Genomic DNA, 16,435 nt, shown 5'->3' with positions numbered 1-16,435 from the left:
CTGGACAACCTCGGCCTCCGTCGTTGCCGTCATCGAAATGGTCCGCGATGGCCTGCTACCGGCAGCCGGCTTCCTGCATCAGGAGCACATTCCGCTCGATATGTTCCTGCAGACGCCGACCGGAAGCCTCTTCGCGGCCGGCGCCTCAAGCCGCCATTAGCGCCTTGAAAGGCTCTAGGACTTGAGGCTCGCCCAATAGGCGCCTTCGAAAGGCACGGCAGCAAAGCGCTCGTTGAGCTCGGAAAGGCTGCCTGCCGGATCGACGTCACCGAAGAGGTCGGGCCTGACCCAGGTCGCGACCGCTTCGGCGGCCAGAATGTTCAGTGGCACGGCATTGAAGAAGTTCCACATGCCGTGCACCTTGCCTTCCCGGACCGCCTTCAGCGGCGCAAGATTTGGCATCTTTACGGTTTCTTCCAGCGTGCGCCGGGCTTCCGACGGATCGACGCCAGGGCCGATGGAAAAGGTCGTATAGGTCCCACCTGGCGATCCGGTCGCAATGTAGATGTCAGGATCGGCTGCAATGACATACTCGGCCGTCACCGGCCCGCCCTGCGGAGGAAGGTTGTCGCTGGCGACGTTGCGCCCCCCGGCCAGAGTGATCAATTCGCCAAGTCCCGTCCGGCCGATTGCCCAGCTTCCCCGGATGTCGCTCGGAAAGGCATCCATCAGCACAAGAGGGCGGGTATCCGTCGCGCCCGCTGCTCTGGTTCTGATGCGCTCGCGCCGCATCTCGAAGAACTGGGCAAACGCCTCGGCCTGCTGGTCTCGCTCGAAGATCCGGCCGAGGAGGCGCATGTCGCGCGGTGTTGTGTTCAGCGGATCGCGATTGATATCGACGACGACGACCGGGATGCCGACCGAGTCGAGATATTGGATGGCGAGCTGCCCCACTTCGCTATCGGCCTGCCATATGCTCATGATCGCAAGATCGGCGTTCAGCGACAGCGCCGTCTCCACGGATAGGCCATCCGCGTGGCCGTTGCCGACGATTGGGACGTTCTCGATAGCCGGAAACTTCTTCCGGAACGCCTCGTAGATGAACGGATTGTCGCCTTTCATGTCGGTCGACCAGCCGGCGAGCAGGCTGACGGGGTCGGGATGGATCAGCGACAATGGGACAATGTTGAAGCCAGTCGCGAGGATCACGGCTTCCGGCTTCTTCTTGATCGTCACCTTGCGGCTGGTAGCATCGGTGAAGCTCAGCGGCCAGCGCGTCTGCGCCTTTGCGATATTTGGAGCGCAAAGAACAACGGACGCTGCGGCGAGCAGATCCCGCCGGCTGATAAGAAACTGGGTCATCGCTGGTTCCTCTGGTTCGGCAGTGCGCAGAGCTTGCCGCAGCTTGGAATTCCGGGAAGCATGTATCGAAGGCAGCAAATCTTGCGCCGTGCGACCTGCTCGCCGTCCTCATCCAGGTAGCTGAGGCAGCCGCAAAACGGATTCGCGCTTCCATCCGGAAGGCTGCTGTTAACAAAAATTGGTAGATCGGGACCGATCGATGGTGCTCCCCGCTCGGTTAACCGCAACGCGTAGTCGATATAGACGGCGGCATTGTTCCAGCAGAGTTTCGGCGAGATGCCGCAAGCCTTGAGAAGCGTCACGACCTCGCCAAGATGGGTTTCAAGCAGCGGACGCACGGCCTCGAAACTGTCGGTCTCGATCTTGTCTTCCATGGTGCCGGCGTGCGGAACGCCGAAAGAGCGCGGCAAACCGCTCTCCTCCAGCGCAATCGTCATGCCTGCGAATCCAACGGGAAGCGCCTGCGCCGCCAAGCGCTTCGCAAGCAGATAGGGGATGGAAAGTCCCGAGAAATAATAGAGCGACCACATGGAGACGACGGCGCGCCGGTCGCTGCCTCCCGAAACCTCCCCGTAGCGATCAACCGCGCGCTGGAAGCCGCCGTCGCGAAAGAAGGCAGGCAGCGGCACGCCGTCGGCAAGCTCCTCGCTGAGCATCATCTTGTCCCGGCACCAAGCATGCTCGCCGGAAAAGGCAGGAGACAGGTCAAACGACCTGTCACCCATCTTCATGTCGCCACCGCTTGCCATCGGGTTACCAAGCGTAGCGCAGCGTGCCGATCACCGCGCGGCCCTGGTCGCGGTAGCAGAAGCCTGCAGAGCAGACGGGCTCACGACGGTCGAACAGATTGGTGGCGTTCACTTGCAGGCTGAGGCCATCGTACTTCTTGTCGAGGGCCGCGAAATCGTAGCTGACGGCTGCGTCGAAGAGGACGCGGGCGCTGTTCTGCGTCGTGTTGTAGTCACTGCCATAGCTCTTGCCGATGTAGCGGGCTCCGAGGCCGACGCCGAGACCATACACCGGGCTAGGCTCCTGGAACGTGTAGTTCGCCCAGAGCGAGGCCATATGCCTCGGCACGGACGAGACGTAGTTGCCGACCGTACCTGTAGTGCCTTCGAGGATCTTCGCATCCGTATAAGTATAGGCGGCGATGAGGGAGAGGCCGTTGTCAAGGCTGGCATTGGCCTCGAGCTCGAGGCCTCTCGAGCGGATCTTGCCGCGCTGGACCTGGATGTTGGCGGGACCTGAAGGCAGGTTGACGACCTCGTAATACAGGCTGTTCTTCTGATCGATGTTGAACAGCGCGGCCGTGAGCATCATGTTGGTGTCCGGCAGAAGATATTTGACGCCGATCTCTTCCTGTTCGCTTTCGGTCGGCTTGAAGGGCTGACCGGTCGCCTGATTGATGCCGGCATTCGGCGAGAAGGCGGTGGAGTAACTGACGTAGGGCGCGAGGCCAAAATCGGTCTCGTACGTCAGGCCCACTCGACCGGTGAACTCGTTGTCGTTCTGCGAGTAAGTATCGACGGCGTCGGTCACGAGATCAGTGTTCTTGGTGTCGCTCCAAACCCAGTCGTAGCGCCCGCCGACCGTCAGAATCCAGGCGTCGTAGCGGATCTGGTCCTGGACATACGTGCCGGTCTCCCATTGGTCCTGAACGGTGCGCGTCTGGAAATCGATGCGCGGGACGGGCGAACCGGCATCCGGATTGTTCGTGTCGAGTGGTGGAGAGACGCCACGGCCGTCGAGCGAGCGCCAACGCAGCCGCGTGAATTCCAGGCCGGTCAGAAGTGTGTGATCGAGGGCGCCGGTGTCGAACTGGGCTTCGAGCTGGTTGTCGATCGTGAAAGTCGTCAGCCGCTCGTCGAAAGTACCGGCACTGCGGTCGAGAAGCGTCGGATCAATGGCGTTCGGGGCGTATGCGAAGGCCCAATCGGCATCGATGTTGAGTGTCGAAAAGCGAGCGTTCTGGCGGAACACGAAGGTATCGTTCAGCCGATGCTCGAACTCATAGCCGATGCGGCCCTGGTTCTGGACCGAGTCGTTGAAGGCCGGATTGCCGGCAAAATAGTCCGTCACCTCGCCGGTAACCGGATCGTTGTAGTAGGCCGCCGTCCCGCCGGTCTTGGTTCTGGAGTATTCTCCGAGGATCGTCAGCTTGGTGTCCTCGTCCGGCTTCCACATGAAGGCCGGCGCGATGTAGGCGCGATCGTCGGGAACGCTGACCTGCTCCGTCTCGGCGTCGCGGTAGAGACCGGTCACGCGATAGTAGAAAGGATCCTCATCGTTGACGGGTCCGGAGAAGTCGAACTGGCCCTGATAGCGTTGATCGGTGCCAAACTGCCCCATGATCTCGTGGTAAGGCTCTTCCGTAGGGCGCTTGGTGATCAGATTGAAGAGACCGCCGGCACCCGTGGCGCCATAGAGCGCAGAGGAGGGGCCGCGCAGGATCGAAACGCCCTCAAGACCGTAAGGCTCCGTCTTGAAAATCGAGGAGCCGGCGCCCGGCTGACGCAGGTTGTCGCGGAACACGCCCGTGTAGGTCACGTCGAAGCCGCGCACGGTGAAACTGTCGAAACGCGGATCGAAACCATAGGCGCCGACGCGGGTGCCGGGCGTGTAGGCGATCGTGTCGAGAAGTGTCTGAGGATTGCGATCCTTCAGTTGCTGTTCGGTCACCGACGAGATCGATTGCGGCGTCTCGATGAAGGGTGTGTCGGTCTTTGCGCCGGTGGCGCTGCTCTTGCCGACATAACCGTCCGCCTGGATCACGCCGCCGCTGCCGCCATTGACGATGATGTCCTGAAGCACTGTCGCTCCGTCATCCTCTTGCCCACTGGTAGCCGCGTCCTGTGCGGCGGCAGGCAGAAGAAGATGGGCCATTGCAGCCCCCGTTAATGCCGATGTGCGCAGCAATCTCATTGTAAAAAGGTGATTTTTCATTGCCTCATGACCCTTGGGAGCTCATTTCAAAAAAACATGAGTCTAAAAAGCCAAAAGAAAACCTTTTTATGAGTAATTTTGTCAAGTTTTTGGAGGATGCTGTGCCGGTGCGAGAGCCCTCAGCTCTTCGCTTCCGAAAGCAGCCACCGCCGGAAGGCCGCGACAGCCGGACGCTCAAGGGCGGCGCCCGGATAAACGAGATGAAAGGCGAGGCGGCTCGCGACCCCGAGAAGGAAGGGTGCAACCACTGAGCCTGCGGCGAGTTCTTTCTCCAGGAACGACCGCCGCATCAAGGCAAAACCCAGCCCCGCCTTCATTGCGTCATAGGCGCCGTTCCCATGCATGAAGATTGGCCCGCGCGAAGGATCCACCTTCGTCGCGCCTGCAGCCTCCAGCCAAAGCTTCCAGTCTTGGCGGTAGACATCGTGGATGAGCTGGAAGCCGGCAAGCATGTCCGGGGAAGGCTGCTTCCCAAGCTGTTCTGCCAGCCGTGGGATGCAGACGGGCACCAGTTCGTCATCCACAAGCCGCTCGCTGACGAGCCCGTCATAGCCACCGAGCCCATGTCGGATCGCCAGATCGATGCCGTCCCGCTGAAAGTCGAGCACGCGATGCGAGGCGCTGATGCGCACGTCGATCTCCGGATGGGTCTCCTCGAAGCGTCTCAGCCGAGGCACGAGCCAATAGGTCGCAAAGCCTGCCGTGCAGGTGACGTTCAGCACGGAACCGCGCGCCCGCGCGGTGATCGCCGCTGTCGCCTCCCGCACCAGCCGGAAGGCGGCACGCAGCGTCGTAAAGTAATCGGCCCCCTCCACGGTGAGAGAAATCGCCCGCGCCTTCCGCTCGAAAAGCCGTACGCCGAGCGCGGCCTCCAGATCGCGGATCTGCAGGCTGACGGCGCCGGGAGTGACGTTCAGCTCCTTTGCCGCCATCGTCATGCTTAGATGCCGCGCGGCCGCTTCGAAAGCCCTTAGGGCCGAAAGGGAAGGCAGATATTCGCTCATGATTTAGCTCAGCTAAAGCGTAGATCGAAAAAGACTCGTTTGTCGAAGCTGAATTCACGAAATAATATCAGCAGGAAAGCGATGTTCAAACGGAATTGCGAAGAACAGTTCAACGAGCATAATTCGCAGCTTTGCCGAAGTTGGAGCGCAAGAAACGGGTGGCGCGACGGACCGTTAAAGCCTAACCCACCGTAGAACGGGAGGAAGAGTGGCATGCAGCAGAAACAGATGGGCCCAGCCGAATGGGGCATGTTGCTGATCTTGTCCTTGCTCTGGGGCGGGTCCTTCCTCTTCAACGGCATTCTCGTCAAAGCGCTGCCGCCGTTTACCATCGTCGCGGGTCGCGTGCTGCTCGCGGCAATCGCCCTCAATATCATCGTGCGGATCATGGGGCATTCCATGCCGCGCGACGGCAAGAGCTGGGCTGCTTTCTTCGGCATGGGGGTGCTGAACAACATGATCCCCTTCTGCCTCATCGTTTGGGGGCAGACGCACATTGCAAGCGGCCTGGCTTCGATCCTGAATGCCACGACACCGCTCTTCACCGTCGTTGTGGCTCATCTCCTAACCGCTGACGAGAAGATGACCGGCAATCGCCTGATCGGCGTGCTCATCGGCTTTGCCGGGGTCGCCTATATGATCGGCTTCGAGGCGCTTCACGATCTCGGCTCGAATGTGCTGGCGCAGTTTGCGGTCCTTGGCGCCGCGATCTCATATTCATTCGCCGGCATCTGGGGACGCCGCTTTCGGGCCATGGGCATGCCGCCACTGCTGCCGGCCGCAGGGCAGGTCACCGCTTCAACGATCCTGATGCTGCCGATAGCGCTGATTGCCGACCGTCCTTGGGCCCTGCCTGCACCCGGCATCGAGACCTGGCTGGCGCTTTTCGGTCTCGCCCTGCTTTCGACGGCAATCGCCTACGTGCTTTTCTTCCGCATTCTGGCAACGGCGGGTGCGACGAACCTGGCGCTGGTGACTTTCCTGATCCCGGTCAGTGCCATCCTGCTGGGCGCGATCGTCCTCGGAGAGCAGCTGCAGGTGAAACACCTGATCGGCATGGCAATGATCGCAGCCGGTCTGGCAGCCATCGACGGACGGCTGATGTCGCTTGGGAAAAGGCGCCCCGTCTGAGCCTCAGCAGGCGAGATCGGCGACGACGGAATCGAGGATGAGCATGCCGGCGGGCGTGCAGCGAAGCCGGGAATTGCCGATGCGCTCGATAAAGCCAAGTTCCAGTAAAATTTCCTCGCGCTTGCGGTCGAGGTCCCGGCCGGAAAGCTGCTGCCAGCGGGCAAGGTCCAAGCCCTCTTTCAGCCGCAGGCCCATCAAGAGCAGCTCGTCGGCCTGCTCGTCATAGCCGAGCCGTTCCTGCTCCAGAATGCCATGGCCATCGCGTTCGACAAGCTCGAGCCAGGCCTCCGGTTTGCGCTCGGTGGCCGTTGCAATCTTTTCAGGGCCCCGCGTCAGGCGGCCATGTGCGCCGGGGCCGATCCCGGCATAATCGCCGTAGCGCCAGTAGGTCAGGTTGTGCCGGCTTTCGGCGCCGGGCCGCGCGTGATTGGAAACCTCGTAGGCCGGCATGCCTTCGCGCGCCGTGATCTGCTGTGTCGCTTCATAGAGCGCCGCCGATTGATCGCCATCCGGAACGATCAGCTTACCGGCCTTGTGCAGGCCGTAGAAGGGCGTGCCCTCCTCGATCGTCAATTGATAGAGCGAGAGGTGATCGACGGCGTAGGATATTGCTTCCTTCAGCTCCTTCTCCCACGCCTCTACCGTCTGGTCCGGGCGCGCATAGATCAGGTCGAAGGACATGCGCGGGAAGATATCGCGCGCCAGCTTTATCGCCTTCAGCGCATCGGCGACGTCGTGCAGGCGACCGAGGAACTTCAAGTCGCGGTCGTTCAGGGCCTGAACGCCGAGCGACACACGGTTGACGCCCGCCGCGCGATAGCCCCGGAAGCGCTCAGCCTCGACGCTCGACGGATTGGCCTCCATGGTGATCTCGATGCCATCAGGCACGTGCCAGTGCTTCGCAATGCCCTCCAGGATCGCCGAAACGGTCGCCGGGTTCATGAGCGACGGCGTGCCGCCGCCGAGGAAGATGCTCGTCACAGTTTTCGGCCCGCTCATCTGGCGAACGGAAGCCATCTCCCTGAGGAAGGCTGCGGTGAACCGCTCCTGATCCACGGGCTGGTGACGGACATGGCTGTTGAAGTCGCAGTACGGGCACTTCGCCGCGCAGAATGGCCAATGCACATAGACGCCGAAACCCGGCTCTCCCGTGTCGGGTAGAAGCGTCGCATCGCGTGTCAGGCTTGCCGTATCGAGAATCTCCACGAACCGACCCTACGCTTCCAGGCAGGTTTCGACAAAGAGTTTGAACGCGCGCGCCCGGTGCGACAGCGCCTGCGGCTTGCCGATGCTCCAGCCGTGCTTCTCTTCGGCGCTCATCTCGCCGAAGGTGATGCCGTAGCCTTCCGGTTGAAAGACGGGATCGTAGCCGAAACCCTGGCTGCCGCGTGGCGGCCAGACGACGGTTCCTTCGACCTCGCCGCGGAAGAGCTCCGTATGTCCGTCCGGCCAAGCGAGGCAGAGCACGCTGACGAAGCGTGACGTCCGCTGCTCGGGCTTCATGGCTCCGGCTTTTTCCAGTGCCTGTTCCACCTTTTCCATCGCCATCGCGAAATCGCGCTTGCCATCCGCAGTCTCGGCCCAGTTGGCCGTATAGACGCCGGGAGCGCCGTCCAGTGCATCGATGACTAGCCCGGAATCGTCTGAAAGCGCCGGCATATTTGCTGCCTTCGCGGATGCGAGCGCTTTGATCGTCGCGTTCTCCTCGAAGGTCGTGCCTGTCTCATCCGGCTCGACGAAGTTGAGCTCTGCTGCCGATTTGGCGATGAAGCCGAGCGGACCGATCAGGTCCTGGATCTCGCGGATCTTGCCGGCATTGTGGCTGGCGACGACGATCGTCTTCGTGTCAAGCGTGCGCATGGTCGGTCCTATTTGATGCCCCAGATTCTGGCTTCGGCGCATTCGAGGCTGTTTCCTGCCGGATCGCGGAAATAGATCGAGCGGCCACCGTTCGGCCAGTGCACTTCGGATTCAATGTCGATGCCGGCGGCCTTGAGCTGTGCCGCCATGACATCGATGTTTTCAGCTGACACGCGGAAGCATGCGTGACCCTGACCTTTCGTGCCATGCGGTGGCACCTGCAAGGCATCGGCCGCCGGCGGCTTGACCGTCTCGTTGGGGTTGAAGATCAGGAGCACGCCTTGCCCGCAGCGGAAGAATACATGCCGGTCTCCACCACGCGCGATCTTGGCAAGACCGAGCACGCCTTCGTAGAAAGCCTCGGCCTTGTCGAGATCGTCCGCGTAGAGCGCGGTTTCCAGCATGCCTTCCAGCAAGGCAGTCATCCGGCGATCGCCTGTTTCTGCATCTCGACGAGTTCTGCAATGCCGGCCTTCGCCAGCGTCATCAGCGTGGTAAACTCCTCGTCCGTGAAGGGTGTGCCTTCGGCGGTGCCCTGAATTTCAACGATGCCGCCGGCGCCCGTCATGACGAAATTCGCATCGGTTTCGGCCGAAGAATCTTCAAGATAATCGAGGTCGATCACCGGCTGGCTGGCGAAGATACCGCATGAAATTGCGGCGACATGATCCTTGAGCACGCGCTCGACCTTGATCATGTTGCGGGCTTCCATCCACTTCAGGCAGTCGTAGAGCGCAATCCAGGCGCCGGTAATCGAGGCGGTCCGCGTGCCGCCGTCAGCTTGGATGACGTCGCAGTCGAGCGTGATCTGGCGTTCTCCGAGTTCCTTGAGATCGACAACGGCGCGAAGCGAACGGCCGATGAGGCGCTGGATTTCTTGGGTGCGTCCACCCTGCTTGCCGGCTGCCGCCTCACGCTTCATGCGCTCGCCGGTCGCCCGCGGCAGCATGCCGTATTCGGCCGTGACCCAGCCCTTTCCGGTGTTGCGCAGCCATGGCGGCGTCTTGTCTTCAAGGCTCGCGGTGCAGAGCACATGCGTATCGCCGAATTTCACCAAGCAGGAGCCTTCCGCATGCTTGGAAAAATTGCGCTCGAACGTGACCTTGCGCATCTGGTCGGTTTTTCTGCCTGAAGGCCGCATTCTAATCTCCTGAAGCAAGATACCGAAAAGTGTCAGCGGTTTTCTGACAGCATCATGCAATGGTTTATGGTGTTGACCGCTTCTACGATTGGCGGCAGCCATTTGCAAATTCCCTTTTGCCTCGGGGGCGAGATTGACTATATTTTCGGGGTGATTGTTGGCAGCGCGGGTGCAAGGAAGTTCATGGGGTTCAGGTCGACGTCGATTTCGGATGCCGTTGCTGCGCTGGATGAACGCTCCAAGGAAATCTTCCGTCGCATCGTCGAAGGCTATCTGGAAAACGGCGAGCCGCTTGGCTCACGCAATCTCTCCCGCATTTTGCCGATGTCGCTATCGCCGGCTTCCGTGCGCAACGTGATGAGCGATCTGGAAGAGCTGGGCCTGATCTACTCGCCGCATGTCAGCGCCGGACGCTTGCCGACGCAGGGCGGTCTCCGCTTCTTCGTCGATGCCTTTATGCAGGTCGGCGACCTTTCCGCGGAAGATCGTGCGACTATCGAGCGACAGGTTCGGCCCGAAAGCCGTGACAATGCGATGGAATCGATGATGAACGAGGCAAGCCGGATGCTTTCGGGCATTTCGCGCGGCGCCGGCCTTGTCATCACGTCGAAGAGCGATCCGATCCTCAAGCATGTCGAATTTATCCGGCTGGAACCCACCAAGGCGCTTGCCGTCCTCGTTGGCGATCACGACCAGATTGAAAACCGCATCATCGAATTGCCCGCAGGCGTCACTTCAGCGCAGCTGACGGAGGCCGCGAATTTCCTCAACGCGCATATGAGCGGCCAGACGCTGCCGGAATTGCGCAAGCAGCTCAGCCATTTGAAAGAGAATGTCCGCAACGAACTGGACGCATTGTCCCAGCAGCTCGTCGAGCGCGGTATCGCCGTATGGTCGGGCACCGCCGATGAAGGCAAGCCGCCGCAGCTCATCATTCGCGGACGCTCCAATCTGCTGGAGGGCCTTGCGGGCGTGGAAGACCTTGACCGCCTCCGGATGCTCTTCGACGATCTGGAAAAGAAAGACAGCCTGATCGAGCTCTTGAATCTTGCCGAAACCGGTCCGGGTGTGCGGATCTTCATCGGCTCGGAGAACAAGCTTTTTTCGCTCTCCGGCTCCTCGCTCATCGTCGCGCCCTATCGGGACGAGGACGATCGCATCGTTGGCGCCGTCGGCGTCATCGGACCGACGCGGCTCAATTATTCGCGCATAGTGCCGATGGTTGATTACACGGCACAGCTGATTTCCAGGCTTTCGCGCGGCACCTTGTAAAAGCCGGAATTTCCCCTTCTTTGTCACGCAGACTTGATTTTTTGCGGTCAAAGCTCGATATCGGGCCCATCCCAAGACAACCCCAGTACCGGAGACCGTCATGATCGACGAAACGACGAAAAACGGACCTGACGCTGCCGCGGCCGAAGCCGCAGCCGACGCTGCCGCAAACGTCGAGAACGAAACCACCGCGGAAACGCCGGCCGAGCCCGATCTCATCGAACGCATCAAGGCGGAAAATGCTGAGCTGCGCGATCGCTATCTGCGCCTTGCTGCGGAGATGGATAACCTGCGCCGTCGTACCGAACGCGACGTCAAGGATGCCAAGTCCTATTCCGTCGCCGGCTTTGCGCGGGACATGCTCGCTGTCTCGGATAATCTCCGCCGCGCGCTCGAGTCCATCCCGCCGGAAGCAAAAGAGAGCGGCGACGCTGGCCTTACGACATTGATCGAAGGCGTCGACATGACCGAGCGTTCCATGCTGTCGGCGCTTGAGCGCCATGGCGTTCGCAAGCTGGAGCCGGTCGGTCAGAAGTTCGATCCGCACTTCCATCAGGCGATGTTCGAGGTTCCGAACACCGAAGTGCCGAACAACACCGTCGTCCAGGTCGTCCAGGCTGGCTTCACGATCGGCGAACGCGTTCTGCGCCCGGCCATGGTCGGCGTCGCCAAGGGCGGCCCGAAAGCAGCCGAAGCCGACATCAACACCGCCTTCACGGAAAAAGACGCCTGATCCCTCAGGCGTCTTTCGCCAACCAGTTTGAAAATCAGATGCGGGCGAAGCGCTCGATCAGCAGATCGTAGAAGCCGTCCGCATCCACATAGCGCATCACCTTGGCGTTGCGCTTGCGATCGGTCACGTGCCACCAGTCGATCACGGTCATGCCCGCGGTCAGTTCTGATGTTACCTCGATCTCGACGTTGCAGTGACGGCCCTTGAAGAGTTCGGGCTTGAGCAGATAGGCGATAACTGCCGGGTCGTGCAGCGGTCCGCCATCGGAGCCATACTTCTCGATATCGAAGCGCTCGAAGAATTCCAGCATCTCGACCATCGCTTTTACCGGCGCCGTACCAATCTCGGCCATGCGCTCGATCCGGCCCTTCTGCGTCAGGAGCTGATGCGTCACGTCAAGCGGCATCATCACGATCGGAATGCCGGAACCGAAGACGATCTCGGCTGCTTCGGGGTCAACATAGATGTTGAATTCCGCGGCCGGCGTTATGTTGCCGCCCTCGAAGAAGCCTCCCCCCATCATTACCAGCTCACGAACGCGGGGAATGATGTCCGGCGCCTTCTGGAAAGCCATGCCGATATTGGTGAGCGGCCCAAGCGCGCAGAGCGTCACTGCGCCCTCCGGCTCGCGGCGGAGTGTTTCGATGATGAAATCGACCGAATGCTGCTCTTGCAGCGGTATCGCCGGCTCATTGAGTTCCGGACCGTCGAGGCCGGTTTTCCCGTGCACGTGCTCGGCCGTGACCAGCTTGCGCGCCATCGGCGCGTCGGCGCCTGCGAAAACCTTCATGTCCGGCCGGCCGCATAGCTCGCACACGATGCGCGCATTGCGGCTCGTATAGGAGAGCGGCACATTGCCTGCGACGGTCGTGATGCCCAGTACCTCCAGCTCTTCAGGGCTGCCGAATGCCAGCATGATGGCTGCGGCATCGTCCTGGCCGGGATCGGTGTCGATGATGATCTTTCTAGGCTTCGCCATTCCGTCTTCCATTCCCCAAGGTGCTCGTCGCGGCGGGCACCGTTCGTTTATCTTTCCGTCGCAAATCGGCCCGGCCGCTGCGGGCGACGATTTGATGCGAGCGGCCATGGCAATTGTCAAGCGATCAGCGAAGCCCGGCTCGTGTGTTTGCCGGCAGCGGCACGAGGCTTGCGCAAAAGACGCAGCCTTCCCATATTAACGGCATCCGGATGCTGCGCTTGAGGTCCGGAAAGGTCGCTTGCATCAAGGACTTGAAAGATGAGCCGCATGACACCCTTCGCCAGCCCGCTGCTTCTGGGCTTCGACGCCATGGAAAAGACGCTGGAGCGTATCTCCAAGGCAAGTGACGGTTATCCGCCCTACAATATCGAACGGATTGCCGCCGGTCACGGTGCTCCCGAGCGCCTGCGCATCACGCTTGCCGTCGCTGGCTTCAGCGAAGAAGAACTCGACGTCACAACCGAAGAGAACCAGTTGTTGATCCGCGGCCGCCAGGTCGAACAGGGCGAGCACGAATACCTCTATCGCGGCATTGCCGCCCGACAGTTCCAGCGCACCTTCGTGCTGGCCGATGGCATGCAGGTTCTGGGCGCCAGCCTTAAGAACGGATTGCTTGCCGTCGACCTCATTCGTCCGGAACCGGCGCGCATGGTGAAGAAAATTAACATTTCGGTCTCACAGTAGGACAACGGCCCCATTCGGCTGTTGGTCCCTTCTTCCGGAGGAACAGGAATGTTGATGAAAGAAGCGAATTCTCACCTGACGAAATCCGAGCTTGCCGGCATCGGCAACGGAGAGGTCGCGTATATCCGCAAGATGCGCACCGAAGAAGTTTCGAAGTGCTTTCCCGAAGCACCGGATATCGATCCGGGCGTGGACCTTTGGGCACTTTTCGGCGCCGACGGCACGCCGATCCTGCTGACGGATAATCGCTCCAGCACGTTCTTCAAGGCTGCTGAAGACGAATTGAAAACGGTCAGCCTGCACTAGAAAGCAGGCTTAGACTCTCTTGAATGTGAGATAGGCCGAGGAGCGGCCCTCTCGCCGGGCCTTGGCCTCGTAGCGTGTACTAGGCCAGCCTTCGTAGGGCGTCAGCCAATCGGCGGCGTTTTCCGCAATCCAGTCGAAGCCGCCGTGGTCGCGGCACTTCAGCAGCGTCCAATTCACGTAAGTATCGATATCCGACGCGAAGCAGAAAAGCCCGCCGGGCTTTAGCACGCGATGGAAGCGGTCGAGATTGGTCTTGGAAACGAAACGCCGCTTCCAGTGTTTTCGCTTCGGCCATGGATCAGGATAAAGAAGGTCGATCTGATCCAGGCAATGGTCGGGCAGCCAGTCGAGCAGCTGCGTGGCGTCGTCGTTATAGACGCGGATATTCTTGGCGCCTGTCGCCTCGACGCTTGCAAGCAGCTTCTGCATGGAATTGATGAACGGCTCGACGCCGATGAAGCCGGTGGAGGGCATTTCCTGCGCGCGATGGATCAGATGTTCACCACCGCCGAAGCCGATTTCAAGGCGCAGCCTTTCCGTTGGAACCGGAAAGAGGTTCTTCGGCGGCTCGGGCGGAGCCGCTGATAGGTCGATGAGGAATGCCGGGAGCAGGGTGGTCAGCCGTTCCGCCTGATGTTCGCGGAGAGCCTTTCCCTTGCGGCGACCGAAGAAAGCTTCGGTCGCACGCCCCCGGCGTTCCATATCCGTCATGCTGCTTCCCGGATCTTGATGGCTTCCTTCAGCGCCTTGACGAGGTCCGTGCGCTCCCACGAGAAGGAGCCGTCGCGGCCTGCCTTGCGGCCGAAGTGGCCATAGGCGGAAGTCTTGGCATAGATCGGCTTGTTCAGGTCGAGGTGGCGGCGGATGCCCGTCGGCGAGAGATCCATATTCTTGCGGATCGCGGCTTCCACCTGATCCTCGCTGACGCCCTTGCCGGTGCCGTGCAGATCGACATAGATCGACAGTGGCTGCGCCACGCCGATCGCGTAGGACAGCTGGATCGTGCAGCGGTCAGCGAGACCGGCGGCAACGACGTTCTTGGCAAGGTAACGGGCGGCATAGGCGGCAGAACGGTCGACCTTGGTCGTGTCCTTGCCGGAGAATGCGCCGCCGCCATGCGGTGCGGCACCGCCGTAGGTGTCTACAATGATCTTGCGTCCCGTGAGACCAGCGTCGCCGTCGGGGCCGCCGATGACGAACTTGCCGGTCGGGTTGATGTACCAGTTGCAATCGGCTGCGATCTTCAGATCACCGAGGGCTTCGCGGATATAGGGCTCCACGACCGAGCGAACCTTCTTCGAATCCCACGTGTCGTCGAGGTGCTGGGTCGAAAGAACGATCGACGTCACTTCGGCCGGCTCGCCGTTGACGTAGCGCACCGTCACCTGGCTCTTGGCATCCGGTCCGAGCTTGCCGACATCGCCTTCGCCCTTCTTGCGGGCGGCTGCAAGCAACTGAAGGATCTTGTGGGAGTAGTAGATCGGAGCCGGCATGAGGTCCGGCGTTTCCTTGCACGCGTAACCGAACATGATGCCCTGGTCGCCGGCGCCTTCGTCACCCTGCTGGTCGGCGGCGTTGTCGACGCCCTGCGCGATATCAGCAGACTGCGAGTGCAGCAGTACGTCGATCTTCGCCTTCTTCCAGTGGAAGCCGGCCTGTTCGTAGCCGATGTCCTTGATGGCCCGGCGGGCAGCAGCCTTGAACTTCGAGGGGTTGATAACGTCGTTACCGTCCTTGTCCTTCTTCATCAGGGTCGGCGGCAGGCGGACCTCTCCGGCGATGACGACGCGGTTGGTTGTCGCCAGCGTTTCGCACGCAATGCGCACGCTCCAAGGGTCTACGCCGTTCTTCGCCGCCTCACGATAAACGAGATCCACGATCTCATCGGAGATACGGTCGCACACCTTGTCCGGGTGACCTTCGGCAACAGACTCACTAGTGAAAAGATAATTAGCGCGCATTTCGGGATTTCCCTCAAAGAACAAAAAGCCGTGTAGTTGGTACTCATTTCACGTCGGAAAAACAAGCACAGAAGGACATAAATATATCTTTATATCTAGTGTGAATCGATAAATTTTGCCCTTAAAACGCAAAAAAAGGCGGCCTTTCGACCACCTTCTCAAACGACACTCTTGGAGGCGCTTATTCCGCGTCGGCTTCCGCCGCCAGAGCCTTGACAAGCTCCACGATCTTCCGGCGGACCTTTGGGTCCGAGATTTTCACGAATGCGCGATTGAGTTGCAGGCCTTCCGAGGAAGAAAGGAAATCGACGACGTAATTCGAGCTTGACGCTTCCGCCATCCCGGTCAAGGAGCCGGACTGTTCGCCCGGAGCGTCCTCGAAGAAGAAGGAAACCGGGACATTCAGAATGCTCGAAATATTCTGGAGGCGGCTTGCGCCGACGCGGTTCGTTCCTTTTTCGTATTTCTGGATCTGCTGGAAGGTAATGCCCAGGCTCTCGCCAAGTTTTTCCTGACTCATGCCAAGCATTGTCCGGCGAAGACGGATACGGCTGCCAACGTGGATATCGATCGGGTTTGGCTTCTTCTTGTTTTCAATCATGGTCTTGCCCTAGCAAAGAATTTCAACCTCGTTAAACCGGCAGTGCCCAGACCCACCCGTAACGCCACGTTGCAAGTGACGCGTACCCATCATCAAGCATATGTTAACAACGCCGATTGCGACCACTATGCAATTTTAGGGGTTTTTGGTCAATTCGCCTTGAAAATAAAACCCATACGGGAAATCGACCCCATCAAAAGCAGTAACGTTTCAGTCAACCAGAAGTATGTCTGCCGGGGGAACGAGTCCGACGTACCGCCGCCAAATCCCTCAAGAGTTGCGTCAACGAACCCGGTCTCGTTGAGCCCTAGCCCGGCAACGATCTGCCCATGCGCGTTCACGATTGCGGAAATACCGCTGTTGCCATCCCGAATCAGCGGCAGGCCGGTCTCCACGGCGCGCACACGCGCCTGCTGAAAATGCTGGTAAGGGCCAGGCGTATTGCCGAACCATGCGTCGTTCGTGATGTTCAGGATCGCGCCCGCTTCGGCAATGTCGCCGGTCATCTCATCCGGAAA

Annotated in this window: 18 protein-coding genes and 1 pseudogene; 6 read left to right on the top strand and 13 right to left on the bottom strand. The window is 60.4% G+C overall.

Translation table 11 applies throughout. From position 1 onward, the window contains the following. Positions 1-160, top strand: a pseudogene (locus ACPYOJ_RS30725) (L-lysine dehydrogenase); the annotation flags it as partial. A 14-nt stretch (positions 161-174) separates the two neighbouring features. On the opposite strand, the gene ACPYOJ_RS30720 reads toward ACPYOJ_RS30725, so the two are convergent. The 4 genes from ACPYOJ_RS30720 to gcvA form a co-directional block, all read right to left on the bottom strand. Then, complete coding sequence (locus ACPYOJ_RS30720) at positions 175-1,302, bottom strand: ABC transporter substrate-binding protein (RefSeq protein WP_481419620.1); 1,128 nt, start codon at positions 1,300-1,302, stop codon at positions 175-177. Continuing rightward, positions 1,299-2,033 carry a siderophore-iron reductase FhuF gene (gene fhuF / locus ACPYOJ_RS30715; RefSeq protein ID WP_481419622.1) on the bottom strand — a complete coding sequence of 245 codons (735 nt, stop codon included), beginning with the start codon at positions 2,031-2,033 and terminating at the stop codon, positions 1,299-1,301. The genes ACPYOJ_RS30720 and fhuF overlap by 4 nt, the downstream gene beginning before the upstream one ends. A 22-nt stretch (positions 2,034-2,055) precedes the next feature. After that, positions 2,056-4,224: a TonB-dependent siderophore receptor gene (locus tag ACPYOJ_RS30710; protein WP_481419621.1), complete on the bottom strand. Its 2,169-nt coding sequence runs from the start codon at positions 4,222-4,224 to the stop codon at positions 2,056-2,058. A 140-nt stretch (positions 4,225-4,364) separates the two neighbouring features. Next, the gene (gcvA, locus tag ACPYOJ_RS30705) at positions 4,365-5,249 is read right to left on the bottom strand and encodes a transcriptional regulator GcvA (protein WP_481419619.1); all 885 of its coding nucleotides are present in this window, start codon (positions 5,247-5,249) and stop codon (positions 4,365-4,367) included. A gap of 213 nt (positions 5,250-5,462) precedes the next feature. Here gcvA and ACPYOJ_RS30700 point away from each other — a divergent pair, with 213 nt between their 5' ends. Beyond that, positions 5,463-6,380: a DMT family transporter gene (locus tag ACPYOJ_RS30700; protein ID WP_481419618.1), complete on the top strand. Its 918-nt coding sequence runs from the start codon at positions 5,463-5,465 to the stop codon at positions 6,378-6,380. A gap of 3 nt (positions 6,381-6,383) precedes the next feature. On the opposite strand, the gene hemW is transcribed toward ACPYOJ_RS30700, so the two are convergent. The 4 genes from hemW to rph are packed head-to-tail and all read right to left on the bottom strand — an operon-like array spanning position 6,384 to position 9,381. Next, positions 6,384-7,586, bottom strand: coding sequence for a radical SAM family heme chaperone HemW (gene hemW, locus ACPYOJ_RS30695; RefSeq protein WP_481419617.1), 1,203 nt, complete (start codon positions 7,584-7,586; stop codon positions 6,384-6,386). A 9-nt stretch (positions 7,587-7,595) separates the two neighbouring features. Then, positions 7,596-8,240 (bottom strand): RdgB/HAM1 family non-canonical purine NTP pyrophosphatase, encoded by a 645-nt coding sequence (gene rdgB, locus ACPYOJ_RS30690; RefSeq protein ID WP_481419616.1) that lies wholly within the window; start codon positions 8,238-8,240, stop codon positions 7,596-7,598. An 8-nt stretch (positions 8,241-8,248) separates the two neighbouring features. Further along, complete coding sequence (locus ACPYOJ_RS30685) at positions 8,249-8,665, bottom strand: VOC family protein (protein ID WP_481419615.1); 417 nt, start codon at positions 8,663-8,665, stop codon at positions 8,249-8,251. Next, positions 8,662-9,381 carry a ribonuclease PH gene (rph, locus tag ACPYOJ_RS30680; RefSeq protein WP_481419614.1) on the bottom strand — a complete coding sequence of 240 codons (720 nt, stop codon included), beginning with the start codon at positions 9,379-9,381 and terminating at the stop codon, positions 8,662-8,664. Before rph ends, ACPYOJ_RS30685 begins: the two co-directional genes overlap by 4 nt. A 183-nt stretch (positions 9,382-9,564) precedes the next feature. On the opposite strand from rph, the gene hrcA reads away from it, so the two are divergent. Further along, a complete protein-coding gene (gene hrcA / locus ACPYOJ_RS30675) occupies positions 9,565-10,653 on the top strand; it encodes a heat-inducible transcriptional repressor HrcA (protein WP_168828089.1) in 1,089 nt (362 codons plus the stop codon). A 100-nt stretch (positions 10,654-10,753) separates the two neighbouring features. After that, positions 10,754-11,386 carry a nucleotide exchange factor GrpE gene (gene grpE, locus ACPYOJ_RS30670; RefSeq protein WP_481419613.1) on the top strand — a complete coding sequence of 211 codons (633 nt, stop codon included), beginning with the start codon at positions 10,754-10,756 and terminating at the stop codon, positions 11,384-11,386. Positions 11,387-11,420: 34 nt separating this feature from the next. Here grpE and ACPYOJ_RS30665 read toward each other — a convergent pair whose 3' ends face one another. Further along, positions 11,421-12,365: a nucleoside hydrolase gene (locus tag ACPYOJ_RS30665; protein ID WP_481419612.1), complete on the bottom strand. Its 945-nt coding sequence runs from the start codon at positions 12,363-12,365 to the stop codon at positions 11,421-11,423. A 258-nt stretch (positions 12,366-12,623) separates the two neighbouring features. Between ACPYOJ_RS30665 and ACPYOJ_RS30660 the strand changes: the two genes are divergently transcribed. Together ACPYOJ_RS30660 and ACPYOJ_RS30655 are read left to right on the top strand one after the other, a co-directional pair. Beyond that, positions 12,624-13,049, top strand: a complete 426-nt coding sequence (locus ACPYOJ_RS30660; protein WP_168828092.1) for an Hsp20 family protein — start codon at positions 12,624-12,626, stop codon at positions 13,047-13,049. Between the two features lie 48 nt (positions 13,050-13,097). Beyond that, positions 13,098-13,355, top strand: a complete 258-nt coding sequence (locus ACPYOJ_RS30655) for a BQ00720 family protein (RefSeq protein ID WP_112713755.1) — start codon at positions 13,098-13,100, stop codon at positions 13,353-13,355. Between the two features lie 9 nt (positions 13,356-13,364). Here the strand turns inward: ACPYOJ_RS30655 and trmB are convergent, their stop codons facing one another. From trmB to ACPYOJ_RS30635, 4 genes are all read right to left on the bottom strand, one after another. Then, complete coding sequence (gene trmB / locus ACPYOJ_RS30650; RefSeq protein ID WP_481419611.1) at positions 13,365-14,066, bottom strand: tRNA (guanosine(46)-N7)-methyltransferase TrmB; 702 nt, start codon at positions 14,064-14,066, stop codon at positions 13,365-13,367. Beyond that, positions 14,063-15,316 carry a methionine adenosyltransferase gene (gene metK / locus ACPYOJ_RS30645; protein WP_481419610.1) on the bottom strand — a complete coding sequence of 418 codons (1,254 nt, stop codon included), beginning with the start codon at positions 15,314-15,316 and terminating at the stop codon, positions 14,063-14,065. The genes trmB and metK overlap by 4 nt, the downstream gene beginning before the upstream one ends. 181 nt (positions 15,317-15,497) lie before the next feature. Continuing rightward, on the bottom strand, positions 15,498-15,917 hold the full coding sequence (locus ACPYOJ_RS30640) for a helix-turn-helix domain-containing protein (RefSeq protein ID WP_168828095.1): 420 nt from the start codon (positions 15,915-15,917) through the stop codon (positions 15,498-15,500). Positions 15,918-16,066: 149 nt separating this feature from the next. Then, positions 16,067-16,435 (bottom strand): nitrilase-related carbon-nitrogen hydrolase (locus ACPYOJ_RS30635; protein WP_481419609.1); only part of this gene is annotated, 369 nt, incomplete at its 5' end.

This window comes from Rhizobium sp. SVR5-9E (assembly GCF_056755095.1).
This window is presented reverse-complemented; position numbering and strand designations above follow the sequence as displayed.